The organism is Neisseria dentiae, assembly GCF_014055005.1.
Classification (GTDB): Bacteria; Pseudomonadota; Gammaproteobacteria; order Burkholderiales; family Neisseriaceae; genus Neisseria; species Neisseria dentiae.
In genome coordinates this window covers 838,881-863,589 of the sequence record NZ_CP059570.1, presented here as the reverse complement: position 1 = coordinate 863,589, position 24,709 = coordinate 838,881, and the positions used below count along the sequence as shown (strand labels likewise).

Genomic DNA, 24,709 nt, shown 5'->3' with positions numbered 1-24,709 from the left:
TATGGAATTATTCAAAATCAAACGCGACATCCCGTTTATGAGCTACGGCAAGCTCACCACGTTTATTTCGCTGGTAACCTTTATCGCGGCCGTATTCTTTCTGGTTACCAAAGGTTTGAACTTCTCGGTTGAGTTTACCGGCGGCACGGTGATGGAAGTGCAATACCAGCAAGGTGCCGACGTTAACAAGATGCGCGAACGGCTCGACACGCTCAAGCTGGGCGACGTTCAGGTGCAGGCATTGGGCACCAACCGGCATATTATGATCCGCCTGCCCAACAAAGAAGGCGTGCCTTCGGCCCAGTTGTCTAACAACGTGATGAACCTGCTCAAACAGGACAGCCCCGACGTTACCTTGCGCCAAGTCGAATTTATCGGCCCGCAGGTGGGCGACGAATTGGTAACCAACGGCCTGCTGGCATTGGGCATGGTGGTTGTCGGCATCATCATCTATCTTTCCATGCGCTTCGAGTGGCGTTTTGCCGTGTCGGCGATTATCGCCAATATGCACGACGTGGTCATTATTCTCGGCTGCTTCGCCTTCTTCCAATGGGAATTCTCGCTAACCGTGCTGGCGGGTATCCTTGCGGTGTTGGGCTACTCGGTAAACGAATCGGTGGTGGTGTTCGACCGTATCCGCGAAAACTTCCGCAAACCGCAGATGCGCAATAAAACCGTGCCGCAGATTATCGACAATGCCATCACCGCCACCATGAGCCGCACCATCATCACCCACGGCTCCACCGAGGCGATGGTGCTTTCGATGCTGATTTTCGGCGGCGCCGCATTGCACGGCTTTGCCATGGCCTTAACCATCGGCATCGTGTTCGGTATCTACTCTTCAGTGCTGGTGGCCAGCCCGCTGCTGCTGATGTTCGGCTTGAGCCGCGAAAATCTGGCCAAACCGCAGAAGCAGAAAGAAGAAGCCGTGGTTTAACGGTTTTCCAGTGTAAACCACAAAGGCCGTCTGAAAATATTTCAGACGGCCTTTTATTCTTTCTACAACCGAGACCTTTGCAAAATTCCTTTCGGCATCTTAAAACCTCTGCGTCATGCTCGGGCTTGACCCGGGCATCTTTTTTTTCAAAAAAATAACAGATACCCGGGTCAGGCCCGGGTATGACGAAACATAAATAAATTCAGGATTAAAACGTATTTTGCAAAGGTTTCAGGCCGTTTGAAATGCTTAAATCCCGTCATTCCTGCGTAGGCGGAAATCCAGATGGAAATATTAAAGCATCAATTAAACAAATGTTTGAATGCCCGGCACCTAGATTCCCGCCTACGCGGGAATGACGATAATCGGATGTTTCAGACGGCCTAAATGAATTTTGCAAAGGCCTCAATCCGCATCATTTTTCCAAACACTCATACCGCAGCCGGGCTTGGCCGAAGCATAGCGCAAGCGTTTAAAAGACCGGCACGGGCATTCGGCACAGGCGTTACACCAAGCCTTTTTTCTCCAGATAGCTTTCGTAGTCGCCCAGATAATGTTCGTAGCCGCCTTTGCCGTCCAGCTCGATAATCTGGGTGGCGAGCGAGGATACAAACTGGCGGTCGTGCGACACGAAAATCAGCGTGCCTTTGTATTTTTCCAGCGCCATGTTCAGCGATTCGATGCTTTCCATGTCCATGTGGTTGGTCGGCTCGTCCATAATCAGCACGTTGGGTTTCAGCAGAATCAGCTTGCCGTAGAGCATGCGGCCTTTTTCGCCGCCCGAAAGCACCTGCACCTGTTTCACCACATCGTTGCTGCCGAACAGCAAACGGCCGAGCGTGCCGCGGATAACCTGTTCGTCGTCGCCTTCCTGGCCCCATTGGCGCATCCATTCGGTCAGGTTCATGTCCACGTCGAAATCGTTTTCGTGGTCTTGCGGGTAATAGCCTACATTGGCTTTTTCCGCCCATTTGATGCTGCCCGCATCGGCGGTGAGGCCGTCTGAATATTGGCTGTCGAACGCGCCGGCCAACAGTTTCAGCAAGGTGGACTTACCCGCGCCGTTGGGACCGATAACCGCCAGACGCTCGCCGGCTTCGAGAATGAAATTGAGGTTTTTGAACAACGGGTTTTCAAAACGTTTGGTCAAACCTTCCACTTCCACGGCTTGGCGGTGCAGCTTGGATTTTTCGTCGGTTTCAAAGCGGATATACGGGTTTTGGCGGGTGGAGGGCTTCACTTCCACCATTTCGGCTTTGATTTTGTCGGCCTGTTTCAGACGGCTGGTGGCCTGGCGGGCTTTGGATTTGTTGGCCGAGAAGCGCGCCACGAATTCTTGCAGCTCTTGCAGTTTCTCTTTGGCCTTGGCGTTGTCGCGCATGGCGCGCTCGCGCGATTGGGCCGAAGCCAGCATATAGTCGTCGTAATTGCCCGGGTAGATGGTGATGCTGTTGTAGTCAACGTCGGCCATATGGGTGCACACTTCGTTTAAAAAGTGGCGGTCGTGCGAGATGATGATCATGGTCGAATCGTATTCGTTGAGCACGCCTTCGAGCCAGCGGATGGTGTTGATGTCGAGGTTGTTGGTCGGCTCGTCCAAGAGCAAAACGTCGGGTTTGGAAAACAGCGCCTGCGCCAGCAGCACGCGCAGTTTGAAACCGGGAGCGACTTCGCTCATTTGGGCGTTGTGCAGCGCCTCTTCGATGCCCACGCCGCTCAACAGCTCGGCGGCACGTGCTTCGGCGGTGTAGCCGTCGTATTCGGCGAACTTGGCTTCCAGCTCGGCCGCTTTCATGTAGTCGTCTTCGGTGGCCTCGAGGTTGGCGTAAATCGCATCGCGTTCGGTCATCGCCGCCCACATTTCGGTGTGCCCCATCATCACCACATCGAGCACGCGCATATCTTCGTAGGCGAATTGGTCTTGGCGCAGCTTGCCCAAACGCACGCCGTTTTCGATGGCCACTTCGCCGCTGGTCGGCTCCAAGTCGCCGCCGAGGATTTTCATAAAAGTAGATTTGCCCGAACCGTTGGCACCGATCAGGCCGTAGCGGTTGCCTTCGCCGAACTTCACAGACACGTTTTCAAACAGCGGCTTGGCGCCGAACTGCATGGTAATGCCGTTGGTAGAAATCATTTGATGTAAACCTTATTGCAAATGAAATGTAGAATTATAACACGAGACGTTCACAAAACTATTACTTGCCCTGTATTTTCAAATTGTAGATAATTAAAACATTTGTACTGTCGAGATTAGATAGCGTAGTCACAATCCGCACAACATGAGACTATCCTGCCCTCATCACCCTAAACAAGTACCTACCCACCAACATCAGACCATTAATGGTGCCTTATCGAAGCCCATTTACCCGGGTGCAAAGACAGCCGGGGCGATCAGGCAAGAGATAACAAGCAATTCATCAATGCCGTTTTCTGAATACTGCATACCGGCGTACCCTCGCGTGACCTGCCGCCCAATTACGGCGGCTGGAGTAACACTCAGTGCTGCTTCATCCGTTGGCGCAACAAAGGCATTTGGACGAAACTAGCGCTCAAAGGAGTAGCTGTTTTTTGTCCGCTATCTGTATGTTACCACCTGCTTGGTAGAAAACCACTTTTTGGATTTTAAGCGTTGGCGGAGTATTACCATGAGTTACGCGAAGAGATTGGCTTCATTTGTTGCGGCAATAGAAATCCGAATTATTGCGATGTGGTTGAAAATACTGTGACTACACTATCTAGATGTATTGAAGTTAAAACTAATCTCCCATCATTTCAGAAATAAAACAAACGATTTTTAATTGATTTCTAATGTAAGTTAAGCTGTTCTATCTAACTCTCAGGAAGCCCATTTTATTTCTTGTAATGATCTGTAACTTTACCTTGACTACACCGCACTACAACGCGGTATAATCCGCGTTTTCCGCAGCAGCGTTTCAGACGGCCTGCATATTTTCCAACACCGCTATTCACAAAAGGACTAAAAAATGGGCATTAAGATTGCCATCAACGGCTACGGCCGCATCGGACGACAAGTATTGCGCGCAATCTATGATTACAAACTGGAAAAACAACTCGAAGTCGTGGCGGTAAACGCCAGCGGCAGCCTCGAAACCAATGCCCATCTCACCAAGTTCGACACCGTTCACGGCCGCTTTGCCGCCGATGTTTCCTACGATGAAAACCACCTGATTATCAACGGCCGCAAAATCCCATTCTTTTCCACCCGCAACCCCGCCGAACTGCCGTGGGAACTCTTGGGTGTGGATTTGGTGATGGAATGCACCGGCGCGTTTACCAGCAAAGCCGCCGCCAAAGTCCATCTCGAATCGGGTGCCAAAAAAGTGCTGATTTCGGCACCTGCCGACGAAGACGTTGACGCCACCGTGGTTTACGGCGTAAACCATGATGTGCTCACGCCCGAAATGACCGTGGTTTCCAACGCATCGTGCACCACCAACTGCCTGGCTCCCGTTGCCAAAGCCCTGCACGAAGGCATCGGCATCAACAAAGGCCTGATGACCACCATCCACGCCCTCACCAACGACCAAACCGTTACCGACGTGCGCCACAAAGACCTGCGCCGCGCCCGTAGCGGCGTGGAAAACATGATTCCCACCAAAACCGGCGCGGCCAAAGCGGTGGGCTTGGTGCTGCCCGAATTGAAAGGCCGTTTGGACGGCCTGGCCATCCGCGTGCCCACGGTAAACGTTTCTTTGGTTGATTTGAGTTTCGAAGCGGGCCGCGACACCAGCGTGGCGGAAATCAACAGCATCGTGAAAGCCGCCTCCGAAGGCGCGATGAAAGGCGTGCTCGGTTACAACACCCTGCCGCTGGTTTCTATGGATTTCAACCACACCACCCAAGCCAGCAATTTCGACAGCACGCTCACCAAAGTAACGGCGGGCAATATGGTGAAAGTGTTCTCGTGGTATGACAACGAATGGGGCTTCAGCTGCCAGATGCTCAACACCGCCCGCGCGATGTTCGGTTTGGAAGTAACCCCTTTCGAGTGAACGCATTTCTCAGCCACTATAAAAAAACCTTGCGGTATTTCCGCAAGGTTTTTTTATTTGAAGGTTGAGGCCTTTGAACATCCGCAATGTTTTTTTCAGACGGCCAAAAACCTTTACAAGCTGAGACCTTTGCAAAATTCAAATTACTATCTGAAAAAACCTGAATTCCGTCATTCCCGCGTAGGCGGGAATCCAGACACTTGGCATCCAAGTATTTGTTTAATCAATACTTCAATATTTCCATCTGGATTCCCGCCTACGCGGGAATGACGGGATTTAAGCATTTCAGACGGCCTTAAGGTATTTTTGCAAAGGTCTCAAGCTATTTCGGCATCTTAAAACCTCTGCGTCATGCTCAGGCTTGACCCGGGCATCTTGTTGTTTTAAAGGGAATAACAGATGTTTGGGTCAAGCCTGAGCATGACGACAGTCGGATATTTCAGACGGCCTGAACGGCTTGCAAAAATTCCGTCCGCTTTGTTTAACGCAAACCTTGCGGCACTTCCGGTGCAACCAAACGTTTCAGCTTGGTGCCGCCCAAATCGATTTCCGCACCGAAACGGCTGCTGCCGCCGTTCCAGTCGGCCACGGCCTGTTGCAGGGCTTCGCGGCTGTCGGCAACGAAATTCCACCAAATCACGGTGGGGTGCGGCAGCGGCTCGCCGCCCAAGAGCATGATGTGGCTGCCGGCTTCGCCTTCGAGCGTAAACGATTCAGCACCGCCGGCTTCGATAAAGGCCAGCTCGTCAGCAGCAAAGGTCTGCCCGCCCACGCTGATGCTGCCGGCAATCACCAACACGCCGTATTCCCAACCGGCTTGTGCGGGAATGCTGATGCGTGCGGATTGGTCGAACTGCATATCCACGCCCACCAGCGGGCTGTGTTGGGCAGTGGGCGCGGTATGGCCGCCGAAGCTGCCGGTGGTGAGCACATGGTGCACGCCGTTTTCCTGCCATTCGGGCAGCTCGGGATAATGTTGGAAACCGGGTTCGATTTCTTGGTTCATCGGCAGCGCAATCCACAATTGCACGGCGTGTAATTCCTTGATGCCGTCGGGCGTTTGTTCGGTATGGGCGATGCCGCGCGCGCTGCCGGTGCCGGCGGTCATCAGGTTGACCTGCTTGGGGCGGATCAGTTGGCGGAAACCCAGGCTGTCCTGATGCCACACTTCGCCTGCCAGCATCCAAGTGAAGGTTTGCAGATTGGTGTGGGGGTGGGAGCCGACCTGAAGGCCGTCTGAATCTGCCGCGAATTCGGCGGGGCCTGCGTGGTCGAGAAAGCACCATGCACCGATGGTGCGGCGGCTGCCCTGCGGCAGCAGGCGGGCGACAGGGATACCGCCCACGTCTTTGGTTGCGGCGGTGAATTTTTCGATGTTCATCAATATTCCTTTCATATTTTCCGATGGCGTCAGGCCATGCGCGTATTGCCCGAGACCTTTATTTCAACGTTTATTTCAATGACGAGATTTTGTCGCTGTCCGTCATCTCGTCGGGCCATTCCACCACTTCGCCGCGCATCAGCGCCTGAATCATGGCGGCGGTTTCGGCGTCTTCCCGCTTCGATACCCTGAGCATATCCTCGTTTTGGAAGATGGCTTTTGCCGGATCATATATCGCTGCCGTTCTCGCCAAATGGGCGCGGTCGCGGTGGAAATAAAAGCGGCTGATTTCGTCGGCCTTGCCTTTTTCCATGCCCAACACTTCGAGCGCGGTGCGGCCGGTGCGCACGGCGGAATCGAAGGTTTCGCGCACGGCAACATCCACGCCGGCACGATGGAGCTTGAAGGTGTGGATACGGTCATAAGCGCGGGCGATGATTTTGAGGCCGGGATTGACCTTGCGGGCGAATTCGACAATATGCAGCGCCTGTTCTTTATCGTCTATCGCCACCACCAGCAATTGCGCCTTTTCGATGCCGGCGGTATACAGCAGCTCCGGCCGCGAAGCATCGCCGAAATAGGTTTTGACACCGTATTTGTTCATGCCGTCCACCATTACCGGGTCTTTGTCGATAATGGTCAGCGGGTAGCCGCACATATTCAAAATATCGCTGGTGATTTGGCCGAAACGCCCCATGCCGACCACAATCACCGCTTTTTGCTCGTGAATTTCATCGTTTTCGCGTTCCGCACCTTGCTGCTTCAGGCGCGGGGCGAGGTATTTGCCGTGCAGAATCAGAAACAGCGGCGTCAGCGCCATCGACAGCACCACAATCGCCGTCATATTGGCATTCACGGTGGCATCAATCACTTTCTGCGAAAACGCCGCCGAAAACAGCACAAAGGCAAATTCGCCGCCCTGCGCCATCATCACCGCACGCTCCGCCGCTTCGGCACGGCTGCTTTTCGCCGCCCGCGCCACAAAGTAAATCACCGCCGCCTTGGCCGCCATCAGAGCCAGCACGCCCGACACGATAATCTGCCAGTTTTGCGCCACCACATTTAAATCCAGCGCCATGCCCACGCCGAGGAAAAACAGACCGAGCAGCAGGCCGCGGAAAGGTTCGATGTCTGCCTCGAGCTGGTGGCGGAAACTGGATTCCGACAGCAGCACGCCGGCCACAAACGCCCCCATCGCCATCGACAGGCCGCCTTCTTCCATCAGCAAGGCCGCGCCCAGCACCACCAGCAGCGCCGCCGCCGTCATCACTTCGCGCGCCTTGGATTTGGCCAACACGCGGAACAGCGGGTTCAGCAACCACAAACCGGCCGCCACCAGCACCGCCACCGATAATGCCGCTGTGCCCAGCTTCAGCCACACCGAGCCGGTTTCGGCGGCCTGCGCCGGATCATGCGGCGCAAGGAAAGACACAATCGCCAGCAGCGGCACAATCAGCAAATCTTCAAACAGCAGAATCGACACCATGCGCTGCCCGCCGCGGCTGGCCAGCTCGTTGCGCTCGCCCAATACCTGCATCACAATCGCCGTAGAAGTGAGCACGAAACCCGAAGCGCAAACGAACGCCACCTGCCAGGGTGCATCGAAACCGAAAATGCCCACCAGCGTGAGCATAAAGGCGGCCAACACCACCTGCAAACTGCCCAAACCGAAAATCTGGCGGCGCAAGGCCCACAGATGCGAGGGGTTCATTTCGAGGCCGATAATAAACAGAAACATCACCACGCCCAATTCGGCAATATGGATAATCGCCTGCGGGTCGTCGAACAGTTTCAGGCCGAACGGGCCGATAACCAAACCCGCCGCCAGATAACCGAGTACCGAACCCAGCCCCAAGCGTTTGAACAAAGGCACGGCCACCACCGCCGAGCCGAGCAGGGCAACCATTTTAACCAGTTCGCCCGCACCTTCTGCTGCCATAAAATAGTCCGGAAAATAAAGAGATTGTTGAGATTGTTGGAATAAAAAAGCTGCATTTTACCCGACTTTGGCACGAATCGGCCGAAGCTTTTGCAAAACCTCAGGCCGTCTGAAATATCCAAACTGCCGTCATGCTCGGGCTTGACCCGAGCATGACGTGTATCCTGATTATTAAGTTAATTCACTATATGCGTTTCAGACGGCCTTTAAGATAGCTTTGCAAAAGTTACAGGCCGTCTGAAAAGATTTCAGACGGCCTGTCGGTTAATGCCGGTTAAATTAAAACTCCAGCTCGGCTTTCAGCCAATAGGTGCGCGGCATACCCAGCACGGCGAAGCTGCGGTCGTATTGGCCGCGCTGAACCTGCCAGTAGTTTTTGTTGAACAGGTTTTCCACCGCACCGCTAACCGTTAAAGCGTTTTTGCCGCCCAGTTTGGTTTTGTAGCGTGCGCCCACGTCCACCAGCGTGTACGACGGGAACGCGTAAGCCTTATCGGTGCGCTGGTAGGATTTGCCGAAATATTGGACATTGCTGCTCAAAGTCAAGCCCTTAACAAACGGCGTATCCCATTCGATGCCTGCTTTGGCGATTACGCGCGGATTAGCCACCTGCACGCCGCTCACCAGATTGTCGGCAGCATTCGGATAATCTTTCACACGCGATTGCAGATACATAATGCCGAAGCTCGGGCGCAAAGTTTGGTTTAACAGATTGGCATAAGCGTTGAACTCGATACCGCGGTTGCGCTCTTTACCCTGCTCTTTGCCGCTGTAAGCCAAACCTGCGGCACTCAAGGCGGCAAAATCGGTGCCGGTGGTGGTGGTGCCGCGCCAATAACCCGGGCGGGTGATTTGGAAAGCATTCAGCGTGGTAACGAAATCGCCCCAGTTTTTGCGCACGCCGATTTCAAACTGGCGGCTGACGCGCGGGTCGGCCATGGTTGCGTTGCCGTCATCATCTATGCGTAGTTCGGAAGGCTCCAAATCTTCCATATAGTTGCCGTAAACCACTAAATCAGGCGAAGGCACCCAAGCGGCCATGGCCATGGGGCTGAAGCGTGCGGCATCAACACTTCGCCCTTCTATTTTGTCTTCTTGGTCAACCATTTGATAGCGGCCGCCCAAAGTCAGGCGGTATTTGTTGCCGGCAAAGCCCAAGGTGTCGGATAAAGCAAAGCTGTTAACCTTGGTGCCGGTATCCAAGCTGGTGCTCATCGCTGTCGGGATAGTGGGGCTGTATGCCGCCAACTGCTCTTCAATACTGGTTGCGCCGTAAGGCGTAATCACGCGGCTGCTGCTGGCTGCACTTTGCGCGCTTTGCAGCGTGGTGCGGTTGCGGATGATGCGGTCGAATGCCGCACTCCAGTTGTGGCTTACCGGCCCGGTTTCAAATTCGCCGCGCGCTGCCAGATTCATGCTCAGGGTGCGGAAATATTGGTCGGTCATGCGGGCGCGGCCGGTGGTGTATTGCGTACCGTCGCAATTGTTTCCGCTCTGCGCACTTGTTGCCGTCGCGCTTGCGCAGGCGGTCGGCGAAATCAGTGTGCCGTAATAACGCGCTTTGTTGTAACCGATGCCGCCGGTGATTTGCACCGGTGCGTCAAGGTCATATTCAAACGTCAGCATATTGGTTTGGCCGACGGTATTCTGCCAGTTCCAGCTTGGTAACAGATTGGTTTTGCCGTCGGGCGCGTCAAACAGGCGGCCGTTGGCGTTTTGGATATCTTGAATACGGGCGCGGCCGCCGTTAACTTTGCGTTTGGAATAAATGGAATCGAACGCCACGCGCAGTTTTTCGCCACGGTAATCGGCATTGAGCGCGAATTCTTTGTTGTCTTCGCTAAAGCCGTCGCGCGGGGTGTCGCCGTGGCGCAGCTTGCCGTTCGCGCGCACGCCGAACTGCTTGTCGCTGCCGAAACGTTGGCCCAAATCGAATGTGCCTTGTGCGCGGCTGTCGCTGAACCAGCCCAAACCGATTTTGCGGTTGCCTTCGTCGGCGGCTTTTTTGGTTTCGATATTTACCGCGCCGGATACCGCGCCTTCGGGGTCCATGCCGTTTACGGCGGTGGACGCGCCTTTAATCAGCTGCGCCGAAGCCACCTGCACGCTGGACGTGCCCTGCGTGCCGTACATACCGGCCAGGCCGTTTACGCTGAATTGGCGCGCGTCTAACTGATAGCCGCGGAAATACAGGCCGGTGAGCGTGTTGCTCTCGCCGCCGAACTGCCATGTGGAAGCATCGTTTTTGGCGACGGCATCCACCAAAGTGCGCGCTTCGGTGTTGTTGAGGGCTTTTTCATCGTAGTTCACCACGGTAATCGGCGCGGTAAAAGCGTTGGCTTTGCCGAGCAGGCCCAAGTTCACGCGGTCGCGCAGGTCGCCGTCGCTGGCGATGGAATAAGATTTCGCCGCCCTGCCCTTTACCACCACGGTTTCGATTTCGGCATTTTCGGCTGCCGCCGGCGCAGCGGTCGCAGCGGTTGTATCGGCATAAGCCCATGCCTGCAAAACCAGCAAAGGCAGCAAGGCGATTTTATGTGTTTGTTTTTTCATGCGCATACTCTGTTAGGTTAGATAAAATTAAACAATAGATAAATCAATTTTGAGAATTATCTTCACTTGCATCATTTCGGCGTATTATAATTCGAAGTTATCGGAATATTAAAAAAACGGCTTTGTAAAATTTTTCAATCCGTTGTTTTTACTTCACAAATATTCTCGTTTATATTTACATTGTTTATCTTTTCAAACCTTATGACCGCCCACTTTCCCGCCACGGCATTACCTTGCGGCGGAAAATGTTTGCCGGCTATATAAAGGCCGTCTGAAACGTTTCAGACGGCCTTTCACGGTGCGCTTCAATCAATATGGAAAAATGGCAAATCGAACTCAACGACAGCCCGATGTGGCTGCTGCAAACCCTCGGCGGCGTGATGGCCTCTTTGGTGCTGATTGTTTTTCTGGCGGGCAAAACCCGTTTCGGCAAACAGTTTTGGTATATCCTGCGCCCCTGCATCGATAAAAAAAGCGGCGCCAAAACCGCGCTGACGGTTACGCTGATGGTGCTGCTGCTGCTCACCGAAATCCGCCTGAACGTTTTAAACACCTTTTTCTACAACGGCCTATACAGCGCCCTGCAAGATGCGAAAGCGCAGGCGTTTTGGTTTTTCGCGCTGATTAATGCGGGCGTGGTGCTGATGCGCACGTTCAACGGCATCGTGAACGATTTTCTCGATCAGGCGCTGGCGATTAAGTGGTCGGAAAAATTAAACGCCGTGCTCACCGAACGCTGGCTGGCCGATAAAAACTATTACCGCCTGCAAATGCGCCGCCACGCGCCCGACAATATCGACCAGCGTATCCAGCAGGATGCGCAGGAATTTATCGCTTCCACCATCGAATTTATCCGCGGCATGCTCAATTCGGTGATTTCGGCAATTGAATTCACCATCGTTTTATGGGGGCTGTCGGGCATTTTGAGCCTGTTCGGCTTTGAAATTCCGCGCGGCATGGTGTTTTTCGTGTTTGTATTCGTGCTGCTTTCCACCGTGGCGGCAATGTGGATAGGCAAACCGCTGATCCGCTACAACTACGACAACGAAAAACTCAACGGCGACTACCGCTATTCGCTGATCCGCGTGCGCGACCATGCCGAGAGCGTGGCGTTTTACAACGGCGAATGGCGCGAACGGCAGCAGCTTGGCGAACGTTTTGCCGCCATTATCCGTAACCGCTGGAAAATCGCCCGCCAAAGCGTTACTTTGAACGGTTTCAACGACCTGCTCACGCAAGGCGTGCAGCTTTTGCCGCTGATGCTGCAAGCCCCGCGCTTTTTTGCCGGGCAAATCAAAATCGGCGATATGCACCAAACCGTGCAGGCATTCAACCGCCTGCAACGCGCCTTATCGTTTTTCCGCAATTTCTACGAAGAATTCACCGCCTACCGCGCCCGTTTGGAGCGTTTGAGCGGTTTTCTCACCAGCGCCAACCAAATCAAACAAACCGGCACGCCGCAGGTTAACGAGGTTTCAGACGGCCTCTCGCTCGAAAACGTAACGCTCTACCGCCACAACGGCGGCGTGCTGCTGAACAACTTGAACGTGAATGTTAAAAGCGGCGACGCACTCTTGATACAAGGCCCCAGCGGCTGCGGCAAAACCTCGCTGCTGCGCACGCTGGCGGGCTTGTGGCCGTTCGGCAGCAGCGGCACCATCGGCCGCCCCGCGCACCGCGATATTCTGTTTGTGCCGCAACGCCCCTACACACCGCAAGGCAGCCTGCGCCAAGCCGTGTGCTACCCCGATATCGATCCGCACCACCCCGAACTGGCCGCCGCCATGCAGGCCTGCTGTCTCGGCCACCTCGCCGACAAGCTCGACAAGCCCGACGATTGGCAAAACCGGCTCTCGCCGGGCGAATTGCAGCGTGTGGCGTTTGTGCGCATTCTGCTCACGAAGCCGAAAATGGTGCTGCTCGACGAAGCCACCGCCGCGCTCGACGAACCGACCGAAGCCGCGCTTTACACGCTCATCCGCGAGCGCCTGCCCGAGAGCATTATCGTGAGCATCGGCCACCGCGGCACGCTGGCCGCCTTTCACAACCGCCGTATGTTTGTGGGCGAAGCGGCCTGCGGTTAAGGCCGTCTGAAATGCTTAAATCCCGTCATTAGCTTCGCAAGTCCGCTGCGCTGCCCCCCGCGCAGGCGGGAATAACGGGAAAAGTGTTACCGGACATTGAAACAGTTTTGCACAAGCCACAGGCCGTCTGAAACTTTCAGACGGCCTGTATTGTAATATTGCTGAAACATTACACCGCTATACTGCCTTTCATTCGTTAACTTCCTATGAAAACGCGTTATGGACGGGCTTCACCAAAAACTGAAACGCCAGCACCTGCTCGACACGCTGTTTGTGGGCACCACCCGCTTTTTCGCCCTGCTGGTTCTGGCGAGTTTGGGCGGCATTCTGATTTCGCTGGTTGTCGGTGCGCTGCCGAGTATGCGCGAATTCGGCTTCGGTTTTTTCACCTCGTCGGAATGGGATGCGGTTCAGGGGCACTACGGTGCGTTGGCGCCGGTGTACGGCACGCTGGTTACTTCGGCGATTGCGCTCTTGATTGCGGTTCCGGTCAGCTTCGGCATCGCCGTTTTCCTCACCGAACTCTGCCCCGCCTGGCTGCGCCGCCCGCTGGGCATCTGCGTGGAACTGCTGGCGGGCATTCCTTCGATTATCTACGGCATGTGGGGCTTGTTTGTGTTCGCCCCCGTGTTTTCCGAACATATCCAACCGTTTTTTATCGAAACCGTCGGCAGGCTGCCGGTGGTGGGCGCGCTGTTTCAGGGAGCGCCCATGGGCATCGGCCTGTTTGCGGCCGGGTTGATTCTGGCGATTATGATTATCCCGTTTATCGCTTCGGTGATGCGCGACGTGTTTGAAATCACGCCCACCATGCTGAAAGAATCGGCTTACGGTCTGGGCAGCACCAAATGGGAAGTGGTGCGCCACGTGGTGCTGCCCTACACCAAAACCGGTGTGGTCGGCGGCATTATCTTGGGTTTGGGGCGCGCGCTGGGCGAAACGATGGCGGTAACTTTCGTTATCGGCAACACCTTCAATATCAGCAGCAGCCTGTATAACTCGGGCGTGTCGATTACTTCCGCGCTGGCCAACGAATTTGCCGAAGCGGTTGATCCGCTGCATCTCTCTTCACTGCTCTATCTGGGTTTGATTCTGTTTGTGATCACCTTTGTGGTGCTGTGTATTTCCAAACTGATGCTGCTGCATATGCAGCGCAACGAAGGCAGCAAACACTAGGAGCATGGTTATGGAAAAATCCGCCAACAACCCCGTTTACCGCCGCCGCAGGCTGCTCAACCGCTTCAATCTAACCATGGCCTGGCTCACTATGGCGTTCGGCCTGTTTTGGCTGGGTTGGATTTTCTACACGCTGTTCTACGAAGGCTTCAACGGCTTGGGCACCGGCATTTTCCAACTCGACACGCCGCCGCCGGGCATGGCAGGCGGCCTGCGCAACGCCATCTGGGGCAGCCTGCTGATTACCTTAAGCGGCCTGTTTATCGGCACGCCGGTGGGGATTTTGTGCGGCATTTTTCTGGCCGAATTCGGCCGGCGCAGCAAACTGGCGGCAGCCACCCGTTTTATGAACGATATTCTGCTCTCTGCGCCTTCTATCGTAATCGGTTTGTTTGTGTACGGCCTGATTGTGGTGCCGCAGGGCCGTTTTTCGGGCTGGGCCGGTTCGGTTGCCTTGTCGCTGCTGGTGATACCCGTGGTGGTGCGCACCACCGAAAACATGCTGCGGCTGGTGCCCGACAGCCTGCGCGAAGCCGCTTATGCGCTGGGCACGCCGAAATGGAAGCTCGTGGGCATGGTTACGCTGCGCGCGGCCAAAGCCGGCGTATTAACCGGCGTGCTGCTGGCTTTCGCGCGGATTGCCGGCGAAACCGCGCCGCTGCTGTTTACCGCGCTGAACAACCAGTTTTTCAGCACCGACATGAGCCAGCCCATGGCCAACCTGCCCAACGTGATTTACCAGTTTGCCATGTCGCCCTACCAAGACTGGCACGAGCTGGCCTGGGCCGCCGCCCTGTTAATCGCCTTAACCGTGCTGGCCGCCAACATCGGTGCCAGAATATTGAGCGCCCGCAAACATTAAACCGGCTTTTCAGACGGCCTCTGCCTGCAACCGGCATTAAGGCCGTCTGAAAAAGCAAACACAGTTTTTAAAGATTAACAATAAGGATTCCGCCATGCAGGCCAAAATCACCGTGCGCAATTTCAACTTCCGCTACGGCAGCTTCCACGCCCTGAAAAACATCAATATCGACATCCCCGCCAACCGGGTAACCGCCTTCATCGGCCCTTCCGGCTGCGGCAAATCCACCTTGTTGCGCACCTTCAACCGAATGTATGATTTATACCCCGATATGCACGCCGAGGGCGAACTGCTGCTCGACGGCCGCAGCATCTTGGGCAAAGAAACCGATTTGAACCTGCTGCGCGCCAAAGTGGGCATGGTGTTTCAAAAACCCACGCCGTTTCCCATGAGCATCTACGACAACGTAACCTTCGGCGTGAAGCTGTATGAAAAATTAAGCCGCAGCGAATTGGACGACCGCGTAGAATGGGCGCTGAAAAAAGCCGCCCTGTGGAACGAAGTGAAAGACAAACTCAAACAAAGCGGCAACTCGCTTTCGGGCGGGCAGCAGCAGCGCCTGTGCATCGCCCGCGCCGTGGCCTGCAAACCCGAAGTGCTGCTGCTCGACGAACCCACTTCCGCGCTCGACCCGATTTCCACCGCCCACATCGAAGAGCTGGTCGGCGAGCTGAAAAACGACTACACCATCGCCATCGTTACCCACAATATGCAGCAGGCGGCGCGGGTGTCGGACTTCACCGCCTATATGTATTTGGGCGAAATGATCGAAGTGGGCGACACCAAACAGATATTCACCAAACCCGCCCGCAAAGAAACCGAAGACTACATCACCGGCAAATTCGGCTGATTGCGGCTTTCAGACGGCCGCCCGACCAAGTAAAACGAGGAGAAGCATCATGCCCCAAGTGAATATTCTGGCAATCGAAGACGAAGAAGCCATCGGCAGGCTGATCGGTTTCGTGCTGGAGCAGGCAGGCTTTCAAGTAACGGTGGTGCCCAGCGTAGAAAAAGCCCTGCCCCTTTTGGCCGCCGAACTGCCCGACATGGTGCTGGTCGACTGGATGCTGCCGGGCGCATCCGGCCTGCAACTGATCAAACAACTGCGCCAAAACACCCGCACGCGCGATTTGCCGATTATCCTGCTCACCGCCCGCGGCACCGAGTCCGACAAAGAACAAGGCCTGAACCTCGGCGCCGACGACTACGTTACCAAACCGTTTTCACCGCGCGAACTGATAGCCCGCGTCAACGCCCTGCTGCGCCGCCGCGCCCCGCAGAAAACCGAACAAACCATCGAAGCGGGCGGCTTAACGGTCAACCCCTCCGAACAAACCGCCAGCGCCAACGGCACCCCCGTTGCACTCGGCCCCAGCGAATTCAAACTGCTGCACTTTTTCATCACCCACCCCAACCGCGCCTACAACCGCCGCCAACTGCTCGATTTAGTGTGGGGCGACCATGTATTTGTCGAAGAGCGCACCGTTGATGTGCACATCAGCCGCCTGCGCCGCGCACTCGAAGAAGGCGGCGCAGGAAACTGCATACAAACCGTGCGCGGTCTCGGCTACCGCTTCTACACCGAAAGCGGCGAAACGCCATGAACCTGATACGCCGCCACCTGCTCGGCTTTGCCGCCCTGCTGCTGGCAGCCGCCATACCCGCCTATTTACTGGGCGGATTTGCCGCCGTCGGCGGCGTGTGGAGCCTGCTGCTGTTTGCCTACCTGCTGCTGCACTGGTTCCATTTGGTGCGCCTGATCCGCTGGCTCGCCAACCCCAAGCTGCGGCTGGTGCCGCGCGGCTACGGCATTTGGGACGACATCTTCAACACCCTGCTGTTGCAGGCCAAAAGCCGCAAAAAACGCAAACAGCAGCTCGGCCGCTCGCTGCAACGCTTCAACCGCGTTATCGACGCCATGCCCGACGGCGTGATTATTCTCGATCAGGAAGGCCGTATCGAGTGGATGAACCGCCTGGCCGCCGTACATCTGGATTTGGATTTTGAAAAAGACCAAAACGGCATCTTAAAAAACCTCATACGCACACCCGAATTCCACAGCTTTCTGCAACAACCGCTCGACGATACCCCGCCCACGCTGAAAATCCGCCTTTCAGACGGCCTCAAACCCCGCAGCGTGATGCTCACCCGCACCACCTTCGAAACCCGCCTCGAACTCTTGGTTACGCAAGACATCAGCGCCGCCGAACAACTTAACGAAACCCGTTCGGCCTTTATCGCCAACGTATCGCACGAACTGCGCACCCCGCTCACCGTTATCAGCGGCTTTCTCGAAACCCTCGCCGACCTGCCCGACCTGCCGCCCGGCGAGCGCGCCGAATTCATCGGCCTGATGCAGCAGGAAAGCAACCGGATGCTCAACCTGATTACCGACCTGCTCACCCTCGCCCGCCTCGAAAACAGCGGCGGCGGCGAAACACACAAACAAACCTTCAGCCTCTCGGAGCTGGCCGAACAAATCTGCGCCGAAGGCCGCGCCCTTTCAGACGGCCGCCACCAATTCCAAAGCCAGATAGCCGAAAACATTCTCGTTCACGGCACCGAAAGCGAACTGCACAGCGCACTAGGCAACCTGGTGGCCAACGCCGTGCGCTACACCCCGGAAGGCGGCAGCATCACCGTTTCGCTGCACGACAACGGCAGCAACGCCGAATTTTCCGTGCGCGACACCGGCCCCGGCATCACCCCCGAACACCTGCCCCACTTAACCGAACGTTTCTACCGCGCCGATGCCGGCCGCAACCGCAAAAACGGCGGCACCGGCCTCGGCCTCGCCATCGCCAAACACGCCCTCGCCAACCACCATGCCGTGTTAAACATCAGCAGCAGCGTGGGCGAAGGCAGCACGTTTTCAACAAAACTGGAAAAAGCCGAAGCAGTTGGAGAGCCGTAACGGTGTGGTTACTTTAAAAACCGATAAAAGGTTTGGCAAAATAACAGGCCGTCTGAAAATTTCAAACGGCCTGCCGGATTCCGCCTTTATCTTTAATTATTTGCCAAACGGCAGCCATATTCTGGCCAACACATACATCACCGCGCCGCCCCCGCCCAGCAGCACAAACAAAATGCCTTTCTTGCGCGCGTTCGGGCAAAACCAGTAAACGGCGAGGCTGAAGCTGAAAAACAGGGCGGCCACCACCCACACCAGCTGTTTGTCTTTGAAGCGGTTGAGCGTGTAGCTTTCGGTGATCATCACATACATCTGCCACAAAGCCGCCATACACATGCTGATCACGCCTGCGGGCAGAAAAATGATACCGAGCAGTTCTTTATTCATGATGCGGCCGTCTGAAATCTGAGAAATAAAGGCAGGATTATAAACCCTGCCGCAAACAAACCGGAAGCGGCCTGTTTTCAGACGGCCTGAAGGTGTTTTTGCAAAGGCCTCGGCCTGAGACTTTTGCAAGCCATGCCGCCATTTTAAAACCTCTGCGTCATGCTCGGGCTTGACCCGAGCATCTCTTTATTTCAAAAGAAATCTTTAGATACTCGGGTCAAGCCCGAGTATGACGGAACGGTTATCAAGTAAGTCGTCCGACTATACGGCTTCGGCAATAAACAACCGGCAACCCCTTATTTCACACTGTCGGGATGCTGCTTCACCGCTGCGGTGATGAAATGGCCGAACGGCAGCAGCGGCAGCAGCAGGCATTGGAAGGCGTGGTAAATATCGGGTTTGCCCGACCAAACGCTTTCGTCGGGCCGGTTTTCGGTGTCGAGCTGGTGATACCAGCGGCCATCGCCCTCCAGCAGATATTGCGCGGCATAGGCGGTGAAGGTTTCGTACCAATAAGAAAATTCACTGCCGAGTTCGGCTTCCACATAACCTTGCGCCGCGCCCAAACCGCCGATTGGGGCGTGGCCTGCGTTGATGCCCTCCAGCGCCACGCACGCGCCTATGCCTTCGCACAACACCCAGTGCATACGGTCGCGCACAATCGGGTTGCCTTCGAAATCGGTGGTGTAAACAAAGCCCGCCGCGCCGTCGCCGTGCCAGTTGTTGAGCGCCTGGCGGAACAGGCCGAAGGCGGTGGCGGAATAATCCGACGGGGTTTTCACGCCGTATTTGCGGTTCATCACCAGAACATGGCAGCCCAGGCGCGCCCACTCGAGCGCATGGCCGACCGTGGCGCCGTAGGGGCGGAACTGGTGCGCTTTGTCGTTTTCGTTGTAATCCCAAACCACGTTCCAGTTTTCGTCGAAATGCTCGGGAATGCGGTAGGCGTTTTGTTCGCAAAGGCCGAACACGAATTGCAGAATCGAATTGGCGCGCCCGAGCCAGCGTGCCGCACGTTCGTCGTCGGCGGCGATGCCCTGCGCCAGTTGCGCGTCGAATGCCGCCAGGCTGGCTTCGACGGTGTGCATATTGGCGTTTACGCCGCGATAGGGTTCGCTTTCGGAAAAGTCGCGTGAAAACGATTCGCGCATTTTGCCGGCGGCTTCGTCCCAAAAATAACGGTCGTGAACCGCGCTGATGGCGTCGAACAGCTCGTCTGCCCGCCTGATGCCCGCCAGCAGGCCGCTGGATGCGGCCAGCAGCACGAAAGCGTGGGCATAGGCGGTTTTCTGCGTGCCGGCTTCGGTGGGCACGGCCTGCCCGCCTGCACCGGGCTGATGCTCGAGCGCTTCGAAAAAGCCACCGTGTTTGCGGTCTTGAAAATGCTCGAGCAGCGCGTTGATGCCGTGTTCGGCCAACTCGCGGCAGCCTTCGATGCCCATCAGCGCGCCGATGCTGTAAATATGCGTCATGCGGCAGCTGATCCAGGTTTGCACGGGCTGCGACAAATCGACTTCGCCGTGTTTGTCGAGATAGCCGAAGCCGAACGGCACTTTCGATTTACGGGCAAATTCCAGCAGCGCCCTGCTTTGGCCGAGCAGCCATTGTTGGTGTTGCGGGTTGTGAAGCGGGGTAATCATGCGGTTTCTCCTGTTTGAGATAACGGTTGCGGGTTTTCGATTTTTCCTCTGATTATAAATAGGCCGTCTGAAAAGCGATAAGTTCACCCTTTTTCAGACGGCCTTGATGCTGCGCACAATCCGCTTCACACCGGGTCGGTGTGCACCAGCACTTCTGCGTTTTCAAACAGGGCGCGGATATTGGCCGCCACCGTTTTGGCCGTTTCGTGCGCCTCTTCGAGGCTGGCGGCGGCGCTCACGTCGATATGCAGCTGCACAAACACCTGCGCGCCCGACTGGCGGGTTTTCAAATCGTGCACCCCCCGCACCTGCGGCACCTTCAGTGCGGCCTCCCTGACGGCCTCGGTTTGTTCGCGCGACAGGGCTTTGTCCATCAGGGTGTTGACTGCTTCTTTGCCGATATCGAAGGCGCTTTTCAGAATCCAGGCCACCAAACCCAGCGCCAGCCAGGCGTCGGCCGAATGCCAGCCGTAAGACGCCATCAGCAGCGCCGCCAACACCACCGAATTGGACAGCAGATCGGTAACATAGTGCAGCCGGTCGGCGGCGATGGCCTGCGACGCCGTGCGTTTGAGCACATAGCGCTGAAACGCTACCAGCGCCAGCGTCATCACCACCGACACCACCATCACCGCAACGCCCCAGCCGGTGTGTTGCAAAGGCTCGGGCTTCATCAGGCGGCCGAAGGCGTTTAAAAACAGAAACACCGCCGAGCCGCCGATAAATGCCGACTGTGCCAATGCCGACAAGCCCTCGGCCTTGCCGTGGCCGAACGGGTGGTTTTCGTCGGCGGGCTGCAAGGCCAGACGCACCGCCAACAGATTAAGCGCGCTGGCGGCAAGGTCGGTGAGCGAATCGGTAAAACTCGCCAAAATGCTCACCGACCCGCTCAACAGCCAGGCGGCGGCTTTCAGCCCGACCAGCAGCAAAGCCGTGGCGGTGGAAGCATAAGTGGCGAGCTTCAACAAGCGTTCGCGCGAAAGTTCCATACAGCATCCCTTTGTTTCAAAACCGTGATGAAAGATTTTACACGCTTTGCGCTTAAGGTTTTCTGAATACGCGCAAGGCCGTCTGAAAACCGGCTGCACAATAGCCTGCCAACGGCGTTTCGGCGATAATGGCGCACTTTTTCCACCTTCTCAAAAAACCTTATGCACCCCTTTCTCACCGGACTGATGATCACCGGCGGCCTGATTGTCGCCATCGGCGCACAAAATGCGTTTGTTTTGAAACAAGGTTTGCTCAAACAACACGTAGCCTTGGTAGTATTTTTGTGCTGGCTGTGCGACGTGGTGCTGATTGCACTGGGCGTGTTCGGCACCGCCGCCCTGCTCTCGGGCAGCCCCACCGCTTCGGCGCTGCTGGCGCTGGCCGGCGGCCTGTTTCTGCTGGCCTACGGCGCAATGAACGTCAAGCGTGCCTGGCAGGGCGGCGGGCATCTGGCGGTCAACACCGGCAAACCGGCCGCCGTTTCCGCCCTGAAAACCGCCACCGCCACGCTCGCCCTCACCCTGCTCAACCCCCATGTGTATATCGACACGGTGGTATTAATCGGCGGCGCGGCTTCGCCTTTCGGCCAAACCGGCAAAATGCTGTTTCTGCTCGGCTCGGTAACCGCTTCGGCGCTGTGGTTTGTTTCGATCGGCTTCGGCGCGCGCCTGTTGCTGCCGCTGTTTCGCCGCGAACGCGTGTGGCAGATTCTCGACAGCCTGATTGCCGCCATGATGTTTTATCTGGCCTGGGGCCTGCTGCAACAGGCTCTGCCGCTGTTGTTTTGATGCGGCATATCCAAAAAAACCGAGGCCGTCTGAAATAAATGTTTCAGACGGCCTCGGGGCGTGTAGTCATAATGCTTGCGAAACGGTTTTTTGAGGAAAAATCCGCAGATGCAAGGCAAAAAGCGCAGAAGATTGAACATCTTTCGAGCATTTCAAACGCCGCAGATGCGGATTTTAACCAAAAATACCGCCGCAATGCGGTCGACTACATGCCCTAAAATATAAAAACCATATAAAATCAATATAATGAATTTATCCAAAGGTATGCTGAACCCTCATACTTTACCAACCATAACAATCCTATCGGGCAGAACCCGATATACTTACTGCCGTTCAACCGTCTGCCGCATTAACCGGTTTATTAAAGGATAAAACCATGAAACACATTCTGTTTGCCGCCACCCTCGCCGCCGCCCTGAGCGCCTGCACCGTAGGCACGCCCGGTATGTCGGTGGGCTTGGGCGTGGGCACCAGCATAGGCCGCCATGTCGGCTTGGGCACTTCCATCAATATCCCCGTCGGGCTGGACCGCACCCGCTCCGGCGGCAACACCAAAGACGGCGTAAACGTGGTGGAAGAGCAAATCGTTACCTATTTCGACGCCCAAGGCAACGCCCGCAACCAATCGGTTAAAGGCGGCTTTCACCGCCAGCTGATCAGCAAACGCAGCAACGAATACATCGTGCAGGATTTCTACAGCGACAACAACCAAAAACGCACCGACCCCTACACCCTGCCCCGTAACCGCCTGATGGATTTCCGCGCCCATCCCGAAGACGGCACGCTGACCACTTATGCCTACAACGGCAACGTGATGCAGCAGCAGGTTTTCAAAAACGGCAAGCTGGTGAACGCGAAATATTAATCCGGCGGCTTTTGCCCAACAGCAAGAGCATCAATGAAACAGGCCGTCTGAAAGCATTATCTTTCAGACGGCCTGAAACCTTTGCAAAAAACCAATTCAACCCTGAAAAGGTTTATACCTCGTCATTCCCGCGTAGGCGGGAATCCAGCCTTTAAACCATTAAGTATTTTATTTCAATAGCTTATGAAAAACGACTGGATTCCCGCCTACGCGGGAATGACAATGGTTGAATATTTCAGACGGCCTAAATGAATTTTGCAAAGGTCTCGGCCTGAAACCTTTGCAAAATTCTCCGGCATTTTAAAATCCTACGTCATGCTCGGGCTTGACCCGAGCATCTCATTGTTTCGAAGGGAAATACAGACACTTGGGTTGAGCACGAGCATGACGGCATTTGGATATTTCAGACGGCCTCAATGAATTTTGCACTTAAGGTATCTTTGCAAAAACCTCAGTCCGCCCCGTTAAACTCAAGCGTTCAGATTCACCGAATGCTCGCGCGTTTCGTGGAACACAATATCCGGCCAGCGTTCCTGCGTTAAATTCAGGTTCACACGGTTGGGCGCGAGATAGGCCAGATTGCCGCCCGCGTCCACCGACAAATTGGCCGCATTGGCTTTTTCAAACTCGGCCAGCTTCTTCTTATCGGCGCAAGACACCCAGCGCGCCGACCAGATCGAAGCGTTGTCGAACACCGCTTCCACGCCGTATTCGGCGGCCAAGCGCGAAGTCACCACCTCAAACTGCAACACGCCCACCGCGCCCAAAATCAAATCACCGCCGGAATGCGGTTTGAACACCTGCACTGCGCCCTCTTCGCCGAGCTGTTGCAAGCCTTTTTGCAGCTGTTTGATTTTCAGCGGGTTTTTAATGCGCACGCTGCGGAACAGCTCGGGCGCGAAAAACGGGATGCCGGTAAACGAGAGCTGCTCGCCTTCCGAAAAACTGTCGCCGATTTGGATATTGCCGTGGTTGGGAATACCGATGATGTCGCCCGCGTAGGCTTCTTCCACCAGCTCGCGGTCGTGCGACATAAACGTTACCACGCTGGAAGCGGCGATTTCGCGGTTGATGCGCAGGTGCTTCATTTTCATGCCGCGCTCGAATTTGCCGGAACACACGCGCAAAAAGGCGATGCGGTCGCGGTGTTTCGGATCCATATTCGCTTGGATTTTAAACACAAACCCCGAGAATTTTTCTTCAGACGGCTGCACCATGCGCACGGTGGCATCGCGCTCTTTCGGCGCCGGCGCCCAGTCAATCAGGGAATTCAAAATCTCTTGGATACCGAAATTGTTAATCGCCGAACCGAAAAACACCGGCGTGAGTCCGCCCGCCAGAAACTCTTCCAAATCAAACTCGTTCGAGGCGGCCTGCACCAATTCGATTTCGTCGCGCAACTGCTGGATTTCCAGCGGAAAGCGTTCGCTCAAAACCGGATTGTCGATGCCCTTGATAATGTCGAACTCGTGCGGCAGCCGCTCGCCGCCGGCCTCGAAGAGATAAATTTCGTCGTTCAGAATGTGATACACACCCTTGAAGTTTTTGCCCATGCCGATCGGCCAGGTAACCGGCGCGCAGCGGATTTTCAAAATATTCTCCACTTCGTCGAGCAGTTCCAGCGAATCGCGCACTTCGCGGTCGTATTTGTTCATAAAGGTAACGATGGGCGTGTTGCGCAGGCGGCAAACGTTTAAGAGTTTAATCGTTTGCGCCTCCACGCCTTTGGCCGCGTCAATCACCATCAAGGCGCTGTCCACCGCCGTTAACACGCGGTAGGTGTCTTCCGAAAAGTCTTGGTGGCCGGGGGTGTCCAAGAGATTGACGGTGTGGTCGCGATAGTCGAACTGCATCACCGAAGAAGCCACCGAAATGCCGCGCTGCTTCTCGATTTCCATCCAGTCGGAAGTGGCGAACTTGCCGCTTTTCTTGCCCTTCACCGTGCCCGCGCTCTGAATCGCACCCGAAAACAGCAGCAGCTTTTCGGTGAGCGTGGTTTTACCCGCATCGGGGTGGGAAATGATGGCGAAAGTGCGGCGGCGGCGCACTTCTTGTGGAATATTCGACATGGTTTCTTCTTACATACTAACAAAAAATTCAGGCCGCATGTTTCAGACGGCCTGTTCAGATAGGTTTAAAAAATAATAAATTGTACAAAAAAATATTTAATGCTTCAATGTTTG

The 24,709-nt window shown here is 55.5% G+C and carries 18 protein-coding genes and 1 pseudogene; 11 read left to right on the top strand and 8 right to left on the bottom strand.

Going from position 1 to position 24,709, the window contains the following annotated elements; genetic code table 11:
* Position 1: 1 nt before the first annotated feature.
* Positions 2 to 937, top strand: a complete 936-nt coding sequence (secF, locus tag H3L92_RS04060) for a protein translocase subunit SecF (protein WP_085365544.1) — start codon at positions 2 to 4, stop codon at positions 935 to 937.
* 505 nt (positions 938 to 1,442) lie between these two features.
* Here secF and H3L92_RS04055 read toward each other — a convergent pair.
* Positions 1,443 to 3,071: an ABC-F family ATPase gene (locus H3L92_RS04055; protein ID WP_085365543.1), complete on the bottom strand. Its 1,629-nt coding sequence runs from the start codon at positions 3,069 to 3,071 to the stop codon at positions 1,443 to 1,445.
* Positions 3,072 to 3,287: 216 nt separating this feature from the next.
* On the opposite strand from H3L92_RS04055, the pseudogene H3L92_RS13575 reads away from it, so the two are divergent.
* Both H3L92_RS13575 and gap read left to right on the top strand, forming a co-directional pair.
* Positions 3,288 to 3,482, top strand: a pseudogene (locus H3L92_RS13575) (transposase); the annotation flags it as partial.
* A gap of 439 nt (positions 3,483 to 3,921) precedes the next feature.
* Positions 3,922 to 4,950: a type I glyceraldehyde-3-phosphate dehydrogenase gene (gap, locus tag H3L92_RS04045; RefSeq protein WP_085365542.1), complete on the top strand. Its 1,029-nt coding sequence runs from the start codon at positions 3,922 to 3,924 to the stop codon at positions 4,948 to 4,950.
* Between the two features lie 481 nt (positions 4,951 to 5,431).
* Here gap and H3L92_RS04040 read toward each other — a convergent pair whose 3' ends face one another.
* The 3 genes from H3L92_RS04040 to H3L92_RS04030 all read right to left on the bottom strand — a co-directional run bounded on the left by H3L92_RS04040 (position 5,432) and on the right by H3L92_RS04030 (position 10,823).
* Positions 5,432 to 6,331 carry a pirin family protein gene (locus H3L92_RS04040; protein WP_085365541.1) on the bottom strand — a complete coding sequence of 300 codons (900 nt, stop codon included), beginning with the start codon at positions 6,329 to 6,331 and terminating at the stop codon, positions 5,432 to 5,434.
* 70 nt (positions 6,332 to 6,401) lie between these two features.
* The gene (locus tag H3L92_RS04035) at positions 6,402 to 8,270 is read right to left on the bottom strand and encodes a monovalent cation:proton antiporter-2 (CPA2) family protein (protein WP_085365540.1); all 1,869 of its coding nucleotides are present in this window, start codon (positions 8,268 to 8,270) and stop codon (positions 6,402 to 6,404) included.
* 279 nt (positions 8,271 to 8,549) lie between these two features.
* Complete coding sequence (locus H3L92_RS04030) at positions 8,550 to 10,823, bottom strand: TonB-dependent receptor (protein ID WP_085365539.1); 2,274 nt, start codon at positions 10,821 to 10,823, stop codon at positions 8,550 to 8,552.
* Between the two features lie 314 nt (positions 10,824 to 11,137).
* On the opposite strand from H3L92_RS04030, the gene H3L92_RS04025 reads away from it, so the two are divergent.
* The 6 genes from H3L92_RS04025 to phoR all read left to right on the top strand — a co-directional run bounded on the left by H3L92_RS04025 (position 11,138) and on the right by phoR (position 17,859).
* Entirely contained in the window at positions 11,138 to 12,907 is a 1,770-nt protein-coding gene (locus tag H3L92_RS04025; RefSeq protein ID WP_085365538.1) for an ABC transporter ATP-binding protein/permease, read from the top strand.
* A gap of 219 nt (positions 12,908 to 13,126) precedes the next feature.
* On the top strand, positions 13,127 to 14,083 hold the full coding sequence (gene pstC, locus H3L92_RS04020; RefSeq protein ID WP_085365537.1) for a phosphate ABC transporter permease subunit PstC: 957 nt from the start codon (positions 13,127 to 13,129) through the stop codon (positions 14,081 to 14,083).
* Between the two features lie 10 nt (positions 14,084 to 14,093).
* A complete protein-coding gene (pstA, locus tag H3L92_RS04015; protein WP_085365560.1) occupies positions 14,094 to 14,945 on the top strand; it encodes a phosphate ABC transporter permease PstA in 852 nt (283 codons plus the stop codon).
* A gap of 94 nt (positions 14,946 to 15,039) precedes the next feature.
* Complete coding sequence (gene pstB, locus H3L92_RS04010; RefSeq protein ID WP_085365536.1) at positions 15,040 to 15,795, top strand: phosphate ABC transporter ATP-binding protein PstB; 756 nt, start codon at positions 15,040 to 15,042, stop codon at positions 15,793 to 15,795.
* A gap of 49 nt (positions 15,796 to 15,844) precedes the next feature.
* Complete coding sequence (phoB, locus tag H3L92_RS04005; RefSeq protein ID WP_085365535.1) at positions 15,845 to 16,549, top strand: phosphate regulon transcriptional regulator PhoB; 705 nt, start codon at positions 15,845 to 15,847, stop codon at positions 16,547 to 16,549.
* Positions 16,546 to 17,859 carry a phosphate regulon sensor histidine kinase PhoR gene (gene phoR, locus H3L92_RS04000; RefSeq protein WP_085365534.1) on the top strand — a complete coding sequence of 438 codons (1,314 nt, stop codon included), beginning with the start codon at positions 16,546 to 16,548 and terminating at the stop codon, positions 17,857 to 17,859. Before phoB ends, phoR begins: the two co-directional genes overlap by 4 nt.
* Positions 17,860 to 17,955: 96 nt before the next feature.
* Here the strand turns inward: phoR and H3L92_RS03995 are convergent, their stop codons facing one another.
* From H3L92_RS03995 to H3L92_RS03985, 3 genes are all read right to left on the bottom strand, one after another.
* The gene (locus tag H3L92_RS03995) at positions 17,956 to 18,243 is read right to left on the bottom strand and encodes a hypothetical protein (protein ID WP_085365533.1); all 288 of its coding nucleotides are present in this window, start codon (positions 18,241 to 18,243) and stop codon (positions 17,956 to 17,958) included.
* A 296-nt stretch (positions 18,244 to 18,539) separates the two neighbouring features.
* Entirely contained in the window at positions 18,540 to 19,883 is a 1,344-nt protein-coding gene (locus H3L92_RS03990) for an AGE family epimerase/isomerase (protein WP_085365532.1), read from the bottom strand.
* Positions 19,884 to 20,008: 125 nt separating this feature from the next.
* Positions 20,009 to 20,872, bottom strand: coding sequence for a cation diffusion facilitator family transporter (locus tag H3L92_RS03985; protein ID WP_085365531.1), 864 nt, complete (start codon positions 20,870 to 20,872; stop codon positions 20,009 to 20,011).
* 162 nt (positions 20,873 to 21,034) lie between these two features.
* Here H3L92_RS03985 and H3L92_RS03980 point away from each other — a divergent pair, with 162 nt between their 5' ends.
* Together H3L92_RS03980 and H3L92_RS03975 are read left to right on the top strand one after the other, a co-directional pair.
* Positions 21,035 to 21,661, top strand: coding sequence for a LysE/ArgO family amino acid transporter (locus tag H3L92_RS03980; protein WP_085365530.1), 627 nt, complete (start codon positions 21,035 to 21,037; stop codon positions 21,659 to 21,661).
* A gap of 376 nt (positions 21,662 to 22,037) precedes the next feature.
* Positions 22,038 to 22,526 (top strand): lipoprotein, encoded by a 489-nt coding sequence (locus H3L92_RS03975; protein WP_085365528.1) that lies wholly within the window; start codon positions 22,038 to 22,040, stop codon positions 22,524 to 22,526.
* A 470-nt stretch (positions 22,527 to 22,996) separates the two neighbouring features.
* Here the strand turns inward: H3L92_RS03975 and H3L92_RS03970 are convergent, their stop codons facing one another.
* Positions 22,997 to 24,595, bottom strand: a complete 1,599-nt coding sequence (locus tag H3L92_RS03970; protein WP_085365527.1) for a peptide chain release factor 3 — start codon at positions 24,593 to 24,595, stop codon at positions 22,997 to 22,999.
* Positions 24,596 to 24,709: the final 114 nt, after the last annotated feature.